This window comes from Dysgonomonas sp. 37-18 (assembly GCF_001899125.1).
In the GTDB taxonomy this organism is placed as follows: domain Bacteria; phylum Bacteroidota; class Bacteroidia; order Bacteroidales; family Dysgonomonadaceae; genus Dysgonomonas.
On sequence record NZ_MKVC01000016.1, the window covers coordinates 38,399 to 53,415 of the forward strand.

The 15,017-nt window shown below is 38.1% G+C and carries 13 protein-coding genes; 5 read left to right on the top strand and 8 right to left on the bottom strand.

The window, feature by feature from the left end; translation table 11 throughout:
* Nucleotides 1-26: 26 nt before the first annotated feature.
* Nucleotides 27-515, bottom strand: coding sequence for a DinB family protein (locus BGO84_RS05880; RefSeq protein WP_291028384.1), 489 nt, complete (start codon nucleotides 513-515; stop codon nucleotides 27-29).
* Between the two features lie 348 nt (nucleotides 516-863).
* Here BGO84_RS05880 and BGO84_RS05885 point away from each other — a divergent pair, with 348 nt between their 5' ends.
* On the top strand, nucleotides 864-1,313 hold the full coding sequence (locus BGO84_RS05885) for a DUF3836 domain-containing protein (protein WP_135106958.1): 450 nt from the start codon (nucleotides 864-866) through the stop codon (nucleotides 1,311-1,313).
* A 112-nt stretch (nucleotides 1,314-1,425) separates the two neighbouring features.
* Nucleotides 1,426-2,268 carry a patatin family protein gene (locus BGO84_RS05890; protein ID WP_291028387.1) on the top strand — a complete coding sequence of 281 codons (843 nt, stop codon included), beginning with the start codon at nucleotides 1,426-1,428 and terminating at the stop codon, nucleotides 2,266-2,268.
* Here the strand turns inward: BGO84_RS05890 and pepE are convergent, their stop codons facing one another.
* The 3 genes from pepE to eno all read right to left on the bottom strand — a co-directional run bounded on the left by pepE (nucleotide 2,269) and on the right by eno (nucleotide 5,651).
* Complete coding sequence (gene pepE, locus BGO84_RS05895; RefSeq protein WP_291028390.1) at nucleotides 2,269-2,979, bottom strand: dipeptidase PepE; 711 nt, start codon at nucleotides 2,977-2,979, stop codon at nucleotides 2,269-2,271.
* Between the two features lie 136 nt (nucleotides 2,980-3,115).
* On the bottom strand, nucleotides 3,116-4,147 hold the full coding sequence (locus BGO84_RS05900) for an N-acetylmuramoyl-L-alanine amidase (protein ID WP_291028393.1): 1,032 nt from the start codon (nucleotides 4,145-4,147) through the stop codon (nucleotides 3,116-3,118).
* A gap of 214 nt (nucleotides 4,148-4,361) precedes the next feature.
* Nucleotides 4,362-5,651: a phosphopyruvate hydratase gene (gene eno, locus BGO84_RS05905; RefSeq protein ID WP_006842055.1), complete on the bottom strand. Its 1,290-nt coding sequence runs from the start codon at nucleotides 5,649-5,651 to the stop codon at nucleotides 4,362-4,364.
* 341 nt (nucleotides 5,652-5,992) lie between these two features.
* Here eno and BGO84_RS05910 point away from each other — a divergent pair, with 341 nt between their 5' ends.
* The 3 genes from BGO84_RS05910 to BGO84_RS05920 all read left to right on the top strand — a co-directional run bounded on the left by BGO84_RS05910 (nucleotide 5,993) and on the right by BGO84_RS05920 (nucleotide 11,681).
* The gene (locus BGO84_RS05910; RefSeq protein WP_291028395.1) at nucleotides 5,993-8,818 is read left to right on the top strand and encodes an FAD-binding and (Fe-S)-binding domain-containing protein; all 2,826 of its coding nucleotides are present in this window, start codon (nucleotides 5,993-5,995) and stop codon (nucleotides 8,816-8,818) included.
* Nucleotides 8,819-8,913: 95 nt separating this feature from the next.
* On the top strand, nucleotides 8,914-9,381 hold the full coding sequence (locus BGO84_RS05915; protein WP_291028397.1) for a hypothetical protein: 468 nt from the start codon (nucleotides 8,914-8,916) through the stop codon (nucleotides 9,379-9,381).
* Between the two features lie 89 nt (nucleotides 9,382-9,470).
* On the top strand, nucleotides 9,471-11,681 hold the full coding sequence (locus BGO84_RS05920; protein ID WP_291028400.1) for a TonB-dependent receptor: 2,211 nt from the start codon (nucleotides 9,471-9,473) through the stop codon (nucleotides 11,679-11,681).
* A gap of 359 nt (nucleotides 11,682-12,040) precedes the next feature.
* Here BGO84_RS05920 and BGO84_RS05925 read toward each other — a convergent pair whose 3' ends face one another.
* From BGO84_RS05925 to BGO84_RS05940, 4 genes are all read right to left on the bottom strand, one after another.
* Entirely contained in the window at nucleotides 12,041-12,706 is a 666-nt protein-coding gene (locus BGO84_RS05925; RefSeq protein WP_291028402.1) for a DNA alkylation repair protein, read from the bottom strand.
* Nucleotides 12,707-13,006 (bottom strand): Dabb family protein, encoded by a 300-nt coding sequence (locus tag BGO84_RS05930; RefSeq protein ID WP_291028403.1) that lies wholly within the window; start codon nucleotides 13,004-13,006, stop codon nucleotides 12,707-12,709. It lies immediately after the preceding gene.
* A gap of 116 nt (nucleotides 13,007-13,122) precedes the next feature.
* Complete coding sequence (locus BGO84_RS05935) at nucleotides 13,123-13,581, bottom strand: hypothetical protein (protein ID WP_291028405.1); 459 nt, start codon at nucleotides 13,579-13,581, stop codon at nucleotides 13,123-13,125.
* A 147-nt stretch (nucleotides 13,582-13,728) separates the two neighbouring features.
* The gene (locus BGO84_RS05940) at nucleotides 13,729-15,012 is read right to left on the bottom strand and encodes an Nramp family divalent metal transporter (protein WP_291028406.1); all 1,284 of its coding nucleotides are present in this window, start codon (nucleotides 15,010-15,012) and stop codon (nucleotides 13,729-13,731) included.
* Nucleotides 15,013-15,017: the final 5 nt, after the last annotated feature.

Sequence of the window (15,017 nt, forward strand, 5' to 3'; positions counted from 1 at the left end):
CCTCTCTTTATTTTGAGGAGTATGTCTTAAGCATTACTGATATGCAGCTCATGAATCTCATTTATATGCAAGTGCAAATGAGGGAGATAATTTATAATCATCTCTTTTAGAGAGACTCTATCACCTAGCGCTGTAATCCATTCATTACCGAGCTTATCAGTGTCTATATGTTTGATAATATGGATTATGTGGAGGTTTGAATATTTCCATAATTGAACCAAGTCCTCCCAATTCTCTGTCTGATAATCCTGAATAGCGATCCATCTGTCATTATTTCCCAAGTTAGCATAATCGGGAAAAATCAATGGGCTAGGCTGGTTTTGCAAATGAATAATACGATGTATATTATTAGATGCTGAATCTACTAAGTGTCCAAGTATCTGTTTTATATTTCTGTTCTGCTTATTTAGTTTCGTGGTTATCAGTCCTTCTGACAATGATAGTAGAAATTGCTCTTCGGTATTAATGACTTGCCTAACACCATCTATAACCTGATAAAAATCAATTTTTTCCATTTCTTTAATTCTTAAGGATAATAAATAATATTCTATATTATCTGTAAGCAGAAAACGATGTAAAGATAAGTTCTTTCACCTTACTGAAAAGTATTTTATTAATTATATCATAAAAAATATGGCTAAAAAAGAACAGTCTTTCAATCATTAACCTTAATTAACACCAGCAATAAACGACTAATTTACAAACATATATACATAAAACACACTTCTATGCATAACATAGTACTAAAAATAGATTAACTTTTTTGTAACTATTCGATAGTAGACAACGTCATATATATAGAAAGCGCTTTAAAAAACAAAATTTCGATCTATTAACAAGGTAACAATTTAAAAGATACCGACATGAAAGCAATATTTTTAACAACAGTTTTGGCAACGCTATTTTCATTCTCTAATATATATGCAGGAAATTCAAAAGATAAAGTATATAGCAATATTGAAACCACTAAATACGGTTGCACAAAAGAATATACAACAGTAGACGGCACTTCATTAGAAGCTTTGAAAAAAGCTGTGTTTGTCTACGATACAAAAAACAATCTGAAGGAAAAAACATATTACAAATGGAGTTCTCAAGGATGGGTTGGAACTTATAAATATGTATATGAATATAATTCGGATGGAAGCAAAGTGGCCAATCTTATCTTCACCAAGTGGGATAAAAATATGGCAACATGGTCTACCAAATCGCAGCATTTGATACACGTATATGATGATGCGAGCGGAAAACTATTAACAGTTAAGCAAGTTCAAGTAAACAATAATTCCAGTGGTCTTATTGCTAATAAATAAGCCACATACTTAGAATTACTACTTTTCGAGTTCTGTTCCTTGCGATAAAGAGCAGAACTTTTTTTATTGCAAAAATTGCTACCTTTAGCCCCCAATAAGTATAAAAACGAAGATGATCAATACATCAGATATAGGGTTGGTACTTGAAGGAGGAGGCATGCGCGGAGTTTTCACCTGTGGAGTTTTGGATTATTTCATGAGTCGAAATATAGAATTCCCTTATGCAATAGGTGTATCTGCAGGAGCGTGTAATGGACTTTCTTTTATCTCTAAGCAACAAGGAAGAGCTAAATATAGCAATATAGACCTTCTGGCTAAGTATAAATATATAGGGCTTAAGCATTATATAAAAAAACGAAATATCATGGATTTCGATTTACTGTTCCATGAGTTTCCTGAAAATATTATACCCTACGATTATCAGACTTACTTCTCCTCTCCATCACGGTTCGAAATGGTAACGTCCAATTGCCTTACAGGGCAAGCAGAGTACTTAGAAGAGAAATCGAATAAGGAAAGGGTTATAGATATTGTAAAAGCATCCAGTAGCTTACCTATTATGTGCCCTATAGCGTATGTAGATGATATCCCTATGCTTGATGGAGGTATCTGCGACTCAATCCCTGTTAACAGGGCAATAGATCAGGGTTATAAAAAAAACATAGTAATCCTTACACGCAACAAAGGATATAGGAAAGAAAGCAAGGATATAAAAATACCATCTTTCATTTACCGGAAATATCCGGCTATGCGTGAGGCTTTAAGTAACAGGAATAGTCTTTATAATTCTCAATTGGATTTGATAGACAAGCTTGAGGAGGAAGGATCTGTATTTGTTATCAGACCACAAAAACCGATCATTGTAGATCGTATAGAAAAAGATGTAAACAAACTCACAGCACTCTACGAAGAGGGCTATGAGTGTGGTATGTCTATTGAGAAGATGAACCTTTAATCACTTCTTTAGTAGATAACTGAAATCATCATCTGTTTTCAATTCTCTTGGTTCTTCTCCATATTTGAATATACGTGCTGCCTTTTTTCCGATAAGTTTCAAGTCATCGCCTTCAAGGTTCAGCATAGAGCCTTCTCGCAGTCCGACAACATATATGTCCTGATTTTCTGTAATAAACTCCCTGATACGATCTTCTCGTGTCTCTCCTCCATGATTTTCGGGATGTGTATCTAGATAATGCGGATTTATTTGAAAAGGAACAAGGTTTGCCACATCAAACCCTTTTGGGTCGATGATCGGCATATCGTTCGTTGTTCGCAATGTAGGACAAGCCACATTTGAACCCGCACTCCATCCGATATATGGAACTCCTTGTTTCACTCTTTTACGAATAAGCTCTATAATCTTATTATCACGCAGCACGCGGACAAGCTTCCATGTATTACCGCCTCCTACTACAATAGCCTCTGCTTCTTCAACTGCCGTTACAGGATCGTCGTAGTGATGAATGCTAACAACACTATGCCCTATTTCTTTGAAACGATCATTCACTTTCTTCTCATATTCATCGTAGGAAAAAGTAACCGCAGCATAAGGAATAAATAATGCTTTTACAGGTTTTTCTCCTAAAAACTCTTTAATGTTATACTTCGGATAGTCTAAATACGCCTCTCCCGGATTTGTTGAATTGCTGATAAGTAATAATCTCATAATGCACTTTTTTGTATTTATACAAATATATTAGTTTTTATGATAACTGACAATGGAGGTTTTCTTCACCTGTTGTATCGTAGAGCTATCAATATTCAAAAGGATAAGAGCTAAAAAGTATTAGAATATCTATTCTTTACTTTCCCTTTTTCCAGTTTTCATAGTCTTTGATGAAACCCCTACACATCCAATTAGCCAAAGCCTGCCTGTTATCTGATTGTAAAAAGCGACGCTGGTCGAAACTATTCTGAATATTGCCAAGCTCGGCATAAATACCCACAGGCAGAGTTTTATCAAGAACGTATAAGGTGCGTGTACTTACTGTTCCGGTGAAGCCTCTATCCGGCTGATGCTTGTCATAATGATCACAGAAAGTCTCACGCATTGTATTCGCGAGTTTTTTACCCGCAGTACTATTCTTTGAGTAATAGAAAAATACATCTAGTTGTTGTTTCTGACTTCTGCTATCCAAATGGATAAAAACAGATCTTTTATATTTTGCTTTCGAACGCTTACTCAAGCTGTTTATTTTATCTGTTCGTTGTTTCAACCGGGCAATCTGGTTCAAAGGGATAGTAGCCCCCATACATGTTTCACGCTTACTGTTCGATAAATAACGGTCATCCCTTATACCATCCTCTGCATCTTGAATAATCATATATACTGTAGCTCCTTCTTCCATCAAGTTGCGTGCAAGCCTGAGTGTTATATCATAAGCGTACTCATCTTCGCAAAGCTCATAACCGTCTACCTCTGCCATTGCTCCGGGGTCGGGTCCTCCGTGCCCACTGGATAAGAAGAAACAAGCACCTTTTAGCTTATCTGATTTAATCGTATATTCCGCATATTTTTCTCCAAAAAGCTTATTCTCCGTTTTTTTACCCGTTTGACCAGAATCCAAAACTTCGCTCTCTGTTTTTTTCGTATTATCCTTATCCGTGTCAGGTAATAGATACGAAACATCTTTCAATAGAGAATTTTCTTTACCGAACTTTCCTTTATTCAACTCCAGAAACTTATTAAGATTATCTGTCCCTGTGCGTTTGTTTCTTCTCAGAAAAGCGTGTATACCTTCACCATTACGAGGTGTATCTTTTTCACTTTGAGAATAAACGGAGACACTTGATATTATAAGTATTGAAAAGATTATAAGTCGAATATATTTCATATGTCACTAAACTTAGCCGGAACGGCAGTAAGAAATTTTGGAGTTGGTAAAGATACTAAGATTTCGCCAAAGATTGGGTCGAATAAGGATTTTGTTGTAGGCGATAGTCTCTATCAAGGGGAGAAAACTAAAATATATAGATTCAAAAGGATCTAAAGAAATAAAGGCTGTTCAAATATTTGAACAGCCTTTATAATATCAAGAAGTTTCCTTCTTATTTTTTACGTTGTACACGTTGCCATCCGTAAACAGCTTTGTCTCCAAGTTCTTCTTCGATACGAAGTAATTGGTTGTATTTAGCCATACGGTCTGAACGGCTCAATGAACCTGTTTTGATTTGTCCTGAGTTAGTTGCAACTGCGATGTCAGCAATCGTAGCATCTTCAGTTTCTCCCGAACGGTGAGACGTTACGCTAGTGTAACCTGCACGGTGAGCCATTTCGATAGCATCCAAAGTTTCAGTAAGTGAACCAATCTGGTTTACTTTGATAAGGATTGAGTTAGCACAACCTGTTTCTATACCTTTTTTCAAGAACTCAACGTTAGTTACAAACAAGTCATCACCTACCAACTGAACTTTATCTCCAAGTTTGTCTGTAAGCAATTTCCATCCATCCCAGTCATTTTCGCCCATACCATCTTCGATAGAATCGATAGGGTATTTAGCTACTAGGCTTGCAAGGAATTCAACTTGCTCTGCTGATGTACGTTTAGCTCCGTTAGGGCCTTCAAATTTAGAATAGTCATAAACACCACCTTTGAAGAATTCAGAAGCAGCACAGTCTAAAGCGATTGTAACATCTTTTCCCGGCTCATATCCTGCAGCTTTAATAGCTTTAAGGATTGATTCAAGAGCATCTTCTGTACCATTCAATGTTGGAGCAAAACCACCTTCGTCACCTACAGCTGTACTAAGACCTCTGTCGTGGAATTCTTTCTTCAAAGCGTGGAATACTTCAGCACCACAGCGCAAACCTTCTTTGAAAGAAGGAGCACCTACCGGACGGATCATAAACTCTTGGAATGCGATAGGAGCATCAGAGTGAGATCCACCGTTGATGATATTCATCATCGGTACAGGAAGAGTATAAGTGTTAGTACCACCAATATAGCGATACAATGGAAGTTCAAGGTAGTTAGCAGCAGCTTTAGCTACAGCAAGCGAAACACCAAGAATAGCATTAGCTCCTAAATTAGATTTAGTCTTTGTTCCGTCAAGGGCAATCATTTTCAAATCGATACCTCTTTGATCAAGAGCAGATTCACCTAAAAGAGCCGGAGCGATAACTTTGTTTACGTTGTCAACAGCTTTAACCACTCCTTTACCAAGGTAGCGTTTTTTGTCACCGTCGCGAAGTTCCAAAGCTTCGTTTTCACCAGTTGAAGCACCAGATGGTACTGCAGCACGACCAACCACGCCACATTCCAAAGTTACATCAACTTCAATTGTAGGATTACCTCTTGAATCCAAGATTTCACGTGCGAAAATTTTCTCGATTCTCATTGTTTTTATTTGTTTAAAAATGAATAATGTATTTCGTTTTTTGTTTGTTAAAATTTGAGTAGCAAAATTAGTCTTTTTTCTTGTATTTAATAAATTATAGCAGAGGAAAAATACATCAATTTATGCTTTTTAGCAACTCATATCTCCAAAACTAAAAAGAATAATAAATATACAAAATAAACCTCAGACCTCTAAATAATTCGTTGACCTTTTAGATTTTTATCACATCTGCTCACCATTGAAATAAGTCTAAAACGTACTCCTATTTCAAATATGTTTTATAAATTGCATTGGTTTTCCGAAACCGTTTACCTATACTGATCACTAAAAAGCTAAATACTATGTTACCTGATAATTATCAGCAACTGAAAAAAGAATTATCTAAAACAATTCCGTCGAAACGAATTATTACCAATCCTCTACAACTATTAGCATACGGTACTGATGCAAGTTTTTATCGTCTGATTCCTAAAATAGTAGTACAGGTACATACAGAAGAAGAGGCTGTAGAAGTAATACGTCAGACAGGAAAACTGAACATTCCGGTTACATATCGGGCAGCAGGCACAAGCCTTTCGGGGCAAGCGATAACCGACTCGGTGCTGATGGTAGCAACACACGAATGGCGGAAATACACGATTCTCGATGATGAAGCTTTAAAGATAAAACTACAGCCCGGAATAACAGGAGCAAGAGCAAATATTCACCTACAGCCATTTGGTCGTAAGATAGGTCCCGATCCGGCATCTATCAATGCCGCAATGATCGGGGGGATAGCCGCGAACAATGCGAGCGGAATGTGCTGTGGTACAGATCAGAACTCATACAAAACAATTGCAGATATCCGTATCGTCCTCTATGACGGTACTATTCTTGATACTTCGGATGAAAAAAGCAAATTGGATTTCACAGAAAAACACCCTGAAATTATCCGTGAAATAGAAAAACTTAGAGATAAAATAAAAGCTGACAATACGCTTACAGAGCGTATTAAACAGAAATACAAAATAAAGAACACGACAGGATATAGCATAAATGCATTAGTAGATTATGAAGATTCTTTCGACATCATTAAGCACCTGATGATTGGTTCGGAGGGGACACTGGCTTTCACCTCCGACATAACCTACCATACGGTTGTTGACGAGAAATATAAAGCTTGTACTCTAATGATCTTCGAAACCATAGAGAAAGCCTGTGAAGTAGTTCCTATGCTCAAAAAGACACCTGTGTCTGCAGTAGAATTACTCGATAGAGACTCTATACGATCTATCGAAGACGATCCAGAAGCTCCTTCGTATTTTCGGACATTACCCGAAACAGCCTGTTTGCTGCTGGTAGAAATACAAGCCAACGAACAACTCGAAATGAATGAAAAAGAGGCTATCATCCGCAAGGCAATTGAACCATATCCCACAATACAACCATATAAATTTACATCTGATCGTAAAGAATATAATTTTAACTGGAAAGCTCGCAAAGGACTTCTGTCGTCCATTGGAGGCCTGCGAAAAACAGGAACAACATGTCTTATAGAAGATGTTGCGTTTCCAATAGATAGACTGGGAGATGCATGTGTGGCTTTAAAAGATTTATTCAAGCGTTTAGGATATGCTGATGCCGTGTTATACGGACATGCTCTTGACGGAAACTTCCATATCGTATTCTCTCAGGACTTCAACAGTACAAGCGAGGTACAGAAGTATGCAGATATGATGGACGAACTGGCCGACATTGTTGTCAATAAGTTTGATGGTTCATTAAAAGCTGAGCATGGAACAGGACGTAACATGGCTCCTTTTGTAGAAAAAGAATGGGGAGAAGCGGCTTATAAAATCATGCTCAAGATTAAAGATATTTTTGATCCTCATAAACTTATAAATCCGGGTGTAATCATCAACGAGAATCCCAAGATACATCTTGAGAATCTGAAACCTCTTCCTGCAGCAAATGAGATAATAGATAAATGTATGGAATGTGGCTTTTGCGAACCAAACTGTGTTGCAGAGGGGCTAACCTTATCGCCACGCCAACGGATCGTGATTGCTCGAGAGATATCAAGACTAAAAGCATTCGGAGAAGATCCTTCACGGTTGAAACAAATGCTGAATGACGCGAAGTATTATTCAGACGAGACGTGTGCTACAGATGGACTGTGTGGCTTGGTTTGTCCTGTAAAAATAGATACAGGAAAATTTATCAAGCATGTCCGACACGAAGAAGCATCGGACACAGCAAAAAAAGTAGCGTCTTATATCGGCAACCGCATGGCCGGGACTACCTCGGCAGCAAGAGGGGGACTTAATTTTGTTCACTTCGTCCATTCTATATTAGGCGATACACTGATGGGTGGAATTGCTTCTACAATGCGAACCCTATCTCTAAAAACGATTCCAAAATGGAATAAGGATATGCCCCAGGGAGCGAGCAAGATAAAGGATATGGTAATAAATGAAGGACAGGTGGATAAAGTTGTTTACTTTCCTTCGTGTATAAACCGTTCGATGGGCAAATCAAACGGCTACGAAAAGGGCGACGTAGAATTGACAAAAAAGACACAGGAGCTTCTACAACGTGCAGGATTTACGATTATTTACCCCGAGGGTATCAATAGCCTTTGTTGTGGAATGGCGTTTAGTAGTAAAGGTCTGAAAGAAGAAGGTGCCCGCAAATCAAAAGAGCTGGAAAATGCATTATTGAAAGCTTCTGAAAATGGGAAATATCCTATTCTATTTGATATGAGTCCATGCTTCTATACTTTCCATGAGGCATACGAGAATAAAAATTTAAAGATATATGACCCAATAGAGTTTATGCTCGACTTTGTGATGCCTAAGCTCGAAATCAAACACCCTCGTAATATAGTGACTGTTTTTCCTGTATGCTCAGTGAAAAAGATTGGCATGGAACAAAAGCTATTGCAACTGGCTAAGTTATGCTCCAAAGAGGTTGCCTTTGTGGATACGAATTGTTGCGGTTTTGCCGGCGACAGAGGATTTACATATCCAGAGTTGAATACTCACGGACAAAGACACCTCAACGAACAAATCCCTGCCGGATGTAAAGACGGATACTCTACGAGCCGTACTTGCGAAATCGGGATGAGCGAATACAGCGATATAAACTTCAAGTCTATATTTTATCTGATTGATGAAGTGACGAAATAGAAAGAATAGAGAAAAGACTAAATAGAATCACTCTAAATTAAAAAAAACTTAAAACCTATATGTGTCTATAATTTTCTCATATCTTTGCATTTGATATGAAAAGATTTGCACAAAATTTCATTCTTATAATTGCTGCCGCAACGGTGTTTCTTACCGGTGCAGGGGTTACAATTATAAACTACTGCTGCAATTCATGTAGCGAGCAAACTCTTTTCATGACCGAGCAACATACATGTTGTTCTCTAGAACATCAGAGAGCAGAGCAGAAAGGTGATTGCTGTTCGATGCACAAAGATGTATCACACGATGAATCTTGCGGAGACACTTCTTTCACTCAGGATATATCTTGCACCACCTCTCGTTTATCTATAGATATTGATGCCTCTTCATTCAGGCCGATAGTATCTGTGCCATTCGTTTGGATATCGGATGGTTCACCAACTATTCCTTTGAGTATCCTTACAGATAATTCTTTATATACTCAGGATAATTCTATATTCGAATCTCCACCGGATATCCCGCCTCGTGAATACCTGTCACTCATTCGCGTACTTATTATTTGATTTTTGTAATACACATCAGCTTATTGTGTACCATCGGGTATGCAACAAAGTTTCTATTGTATTTTACAAATCGAATAATAAGAATCCAAATGAAAATATTTAAAATATTTATTCTACTTCTCCTCATCCCCATTTTCGCCTTTAGCAAAGACATCTTGAAAGGTTATGTATTCGACAACCAAAAACAGCCTTTAATAGGTGCGTCTGTAAGATGGGAGAATGCTAAGGCAGGAGTAATGACTGACGAACGCGGTTACTTTGAAATATCGGGTACGCCACACAAAGATCACATGCTCGCCATATCGTATGTCGGATTTGAAGATAAAGTTATCCACATACATGATTTTGCAGACACACAAAACGTTGTGTTGGAAGAAAATGCCGAATTAGGCGAAGTCGTTGTAGAAAGAACAGTACCGGGAACAATCAAATCCCGGATAAGCCTATTGAATACCGAAAAAATAACAACCAAAGAATTGCACCGTGCTGCATGTTGCAATCTTTCCGAAAGCTTCGAAACAAATCCTTCGGTAGATGTATCATTTAGCGATGCGGTAACAGGAGCTAAACAAATACAACTGCTCGGGTTAGCCGGAACTTACGTGCAAACATTAACAGAAAACTATCCTAACTTTAGAGGGGCAGCCTCAGTATACGGACTGGATTACATTCCCGGACCATGGATGGAAAGCATACAGATATCTAAAGGTGCAGCTTCTGTAAAGAACGGATATGAGTCGATTACAGGACAAATGAATGTGGAATACAAAAAGCCAAATAGCGCAGATCCTCTCAGCTTGAATTTATTTTCGAGCGATGCCGGAAGATACGAAGGCAATGCCGATGCAGCATTTATCTTGAATGATAAATTAAGCACAGGAGTATTCCTGCATTATTCGAATGAATCTGCATCACATGACGACAACGATGACAGTTTCTTAGACATGCCGAAGAAACATCAGTTTAATATGATGAACAGGTGGAATTATATGTCGGGCAGATATGCTTCACAATTCGGCGTTCGTTTCTTACAGGATTACCGTACCAGTGGGCAAACAATGCATACTTTAAATTCTGCCTCGATCAATACTGATCCGTACGAAATATCTGTAAAGACAAACAGAGGGGAATTTTATACAAAGAACTCATACATTGTAGACGAAGAACGTAACGGAAATATTGCTCTGATATTCACAGGCTCATATCACGATCAGAAATCAAAGTATGCAGCAGACAAATACAATGTATATGAAAACAATCTATATGCATCGCTGATGTATGAAACAGGGGTTGGCAAGATGCATCAACTAAGTACAGGTTTAAGTATGAACTGGGACAAATACAATCAATCAATTTATCTGACTCAGCCAATCACAAATCAGCCCGATGAAGAAACTGTAACAGGAGGATATCTGCAATATACCTTTAATAAGGATGATAAGTTCATTGCCCTAGCCGGATTGCGGACAGACTACAGCACCCTGCACAAAAAAGCATTCGTTACGCCACGCCTGCACTTAAAGTATATGCCTGTAGAGTGGCTAAACCTTAGAGCATCTGCGGGGAAAGGCTATCGTACAGTATTTGTTATGCCTGAAAACAGTTACTTCTTAGCAAGCAGCCGCAAGATAGAAATAGCAGACAACCTACGACAAGAATCGGCATGGAACTATGGTACAAGCATCTCTTTTCATATACCAATCAGAGGTGAAGAGCTAACCATATCGGGAGAGTGGTACAGAACCGACTTTGACAATCAGGTGGTAACGGATGTAGACAGCGACCCTCATGCTGTAAAGTTCTATAACCTGTCGGGCAAATCGTATGCCGATAGTTATCAGATAGAAGCGTCATACCCCTTATTCAAAGGGTTTAATATATTGGGAGCGTATCGTTGGACAAATGCAAAAACAACTTACGGAGACAAACTAATGAAAAAACCTCTGATAAGTGATTACAAAGCACTTCTAACAGGCTCTTACGAAACCCGCTTAAAGAAATGGGTATTCGACCTTACCGCCCAATTTAACGGAGGCGGACGCATGCCAACCCCTGATGTGGTGAATCCTTTGTGGAAAACTACATTCGATTCGTTTACAATACTGAATGCACAGATCACTAAGAACTTCCGTAATTGGAGTATCTATGTAGGTGCAGAAAATATTACGGATTTCAAACAAAAGAATCCGATCGTCTCGGCAGAAAATCCATTTGGTGATGACTTTGATGCCACAATGGTGTGGGGACCAACTCAGGGTCGTAAATTCTACGTGGGACTAAGATATGCTATTGGCAAGTAGTTAAGGTATTTATAATCTAAGAATATTAAGCGGGGTGAAGTATCTTTATTAATGAGATATTTCACCTCGCTTTTTATATTTATGTCTTACAAAAAGAATTAGCTTTATCAATAAGATGAGAGAGGAAAGGAAAATAGGTAAAAAGATCAAGACATTGACTAACAATGCCGTTGCTTGCATATCTATATCCAGAAAGTAAAGTACAACTCCTATCAGCAGCCAACAAAGAATAGAAAGGACAGACATTATCAATAATGCCAAAGGCTCTTTTCTACCCTTAAAGTGCTTTATCAACAGATAAGCCGGTATAAGAATAACGAAGAATAATATGAGGGAGAAGTCTAATCCAAACATTACTCTTACCCCTCAAAGAAATAATCAAACTCGAAAGCCATACTATTAAACGCCTCTTGCTTTATCAGATCTTTATCTTCCTTATATACAGATAATTTTTGAAGAATGCGATCTGCAATATCTTTAGATTGACGACCAATATGTTTTAGAGTTAACAATGCAGCATTCCGCAGAAAAATATTCTCGGATATCACATCATCCCAAATAGTTGACACTAATTCTACAGCTACCGATTCAGTCTTCTTTGCAATGAACAGACGCGCCAACAACCAGTACCCTGTAGTTCTGATATCTGTAACAGTTGAATTTGCCCATTCCAATGCTATCTCTCTGGCAAATGCCACATTTTGAAGCAAGTTTGCACAAACTTGTTCTCTTATCTCCTGATTGGGGATAGATACGCCCCACTCGTATACCTTTTCTTTTGTAAAAGAATCGGTTGGGTAAAGTAGGGTTGCCAATATTTTCAGCTCGCGGGTATTGTCTGCCCAAAGCGTTTCCGCGAGTTCTGAATCAGGTTGATAACGCTTCGCTAAATCTTTGATCTGCTGAACAGACAAGCCAAAGTTTAGCTTGTAATCCAAACCACGCTGACGCATGTTTGTTGAAACGATGCCGTTCATAGCCATACGGCATCTCTTACGAATGTCTTTTATTATATCTTCTTGCATTTATACCTCAAAGTCTACGGCTTTTCTATCTATTACAGCCTCTCTGACAAAAGGAAGAACAGCCTGATGTAACGGATGATTCTGATATATTTCTAAATCTTCTTTCTTGCTCAATTCTGAATAAAGAGCAACATCAAAGTTGCCACCTCCTAAGAAGTCGATACCTACTTCTATCTTGAGTAATCCATCAATTTTGCCCGACAAAGCTTCCAGTTTCTCTTTTATTAGCTTTGCATTTGTAGCTTTATCATTTCCGTGAGCTTCATCCTTCAGCTTCCACATTACAATGTGTTTAATCATATTCAGTTATATTTTGGGTTTATTAAAAGGTGACAAAAGTGACACTTTTTATTCTTATTTATATCGTCACCTTTTTCCTTTAAATCATTCTATTAATAGATAAAAACAAATAGAAATTATTCTGCATACTCATTTGGTGACACTTTTATCTCTGCAAAAAGCGTACCATCCAATTTATAGTAAGCGAATATTACCGTCATTTTATCTTTACGAAACATATCGAGATCTTCGCCTTTATTCTCACGCATTCCCATAGTGATAGCAGGCTTTGCACTCCGAACAAATTCGTCAACAGATACGGTAGGCTCTTGAGTAAAAGTGTAGTAATACTTATATTCTGTAGCAGAAACAGCCTCGGCTCGATCTATGCGTATATTGCCGGGTAATACCATTGGCATCGAAGCATTCGCTTTTTCGGCCAGCTTAATATATTTCTTCTTCGGTGCTTCTCCTTTTACTTCTGTTTTTACAGTTTTTTCATCTGCCGTATTATCCGTTTTTGATTTTGAGTTACACCCAGTAAACGCAGCGAATGCAATCGAACAGATAAGAGCAAAAACAATATACTTTTTCATAACTATCCGGTTTTTATTAATAATCAAGTGATAAAGATACGTATTCAAAAAAGAATCTGATCTCTCTTATGTTATATTTTAGCTCGCAACGTATTTATAAGAGAGAAAAACAGACCTAAAAACAGTTCTTTATTCGAGCAATATCGTTTATATCTTAACATCTACAAAGAAACTAACCAACAACAATATATTAAGAAGCGTAACAACTATGGCTATGCCATACAAAAGTATTTTCGTAAAAAGAGTATTAGCGTACTTGCCCATTACCTCTTTAGATGAAGTAAGCCTTACCTGCAAAAACACAGTTATTGGAAGTTGCACACTCAAAATAGCTTGAGAGATAATAAGCCCCTTAAAAGGGTCGCCTATCATAAATATGATTAGCAATGCTATCCCGAGTGAGATAATCACACCTGTACGCGAATGAATATCTTTTATATTATAAGGTTCATCGTACATACCCGCAAATATAGAACCTGCCGCAATACCCGAAGTCATAGAAGACGAAACTCCCGCCAACAGCAACGCCAATGCAAATATCACAACCGCATTACTCCCTAGTAATGGTTCGAGCAGGGAATGGGCTTGTTGAAGATCATTTACGACGATATTTTCTCTAAAGAAAGTTGAGGCAGCCAATAAGATCATCGCACTATTTATTGCCCACCCGATAAACATAGAGAAAAATGTATCGAAAAACTCGTATTTCAATTGCTTTTCAATCACAGCCTCATCTTGCAAATTCCATTGACGGCTTTGTATCACTTCCGAATGCAGAAAAAGATTGTGCGGCATCACCACTGCTCCCAGCACACTCATTATAATCAGCATGCTCCCTTCCGGGATAGAAGGCACTACCCATGCTTGTGCAGCCTCTCCCCACTCGATATCAACAAGAAAAAGCTCGTAGATAAAAGATAGTCCGATAAGGGAGACAAAAGCAATAATATAGCGCTCTATCTTTTTATACGAATTGGAAAACATCATCGCGAAAACGAAAACTGCAACCAATACGGCTCCCACTTTGATAGGAATTTCAAAAAGCATATTCAATGCAATAGCTCCACCCAATATTTCGGCCAAAGATGTAGAGACAGAAGCTCCCATTGCCGACCACAATATAGTTCGCGAACCCATTCGTGGTAAATATTTATTAGCGGCTTCGGAAAGACAGAGCCCTGTCACAATACCCAAGTGAGCTACATTGTGTTGAAGGATAATCAACATAACGGTAGACAGCGTTACCACCCATAACAGGGCATATCCAAACTCCGATCCGGCTGCAAAATTCGAAGCCCAGTTACCCGGGTCAATAAATCCCACAGTTACCAACAGTCCGGGACCTATATATTTTAATAGCTCCAAAGCACCATACTTTGGTTTGGGGTGAATGCGTGTATATGCTTTCTTTAAATTTTCAAAAAGATTCATTACGT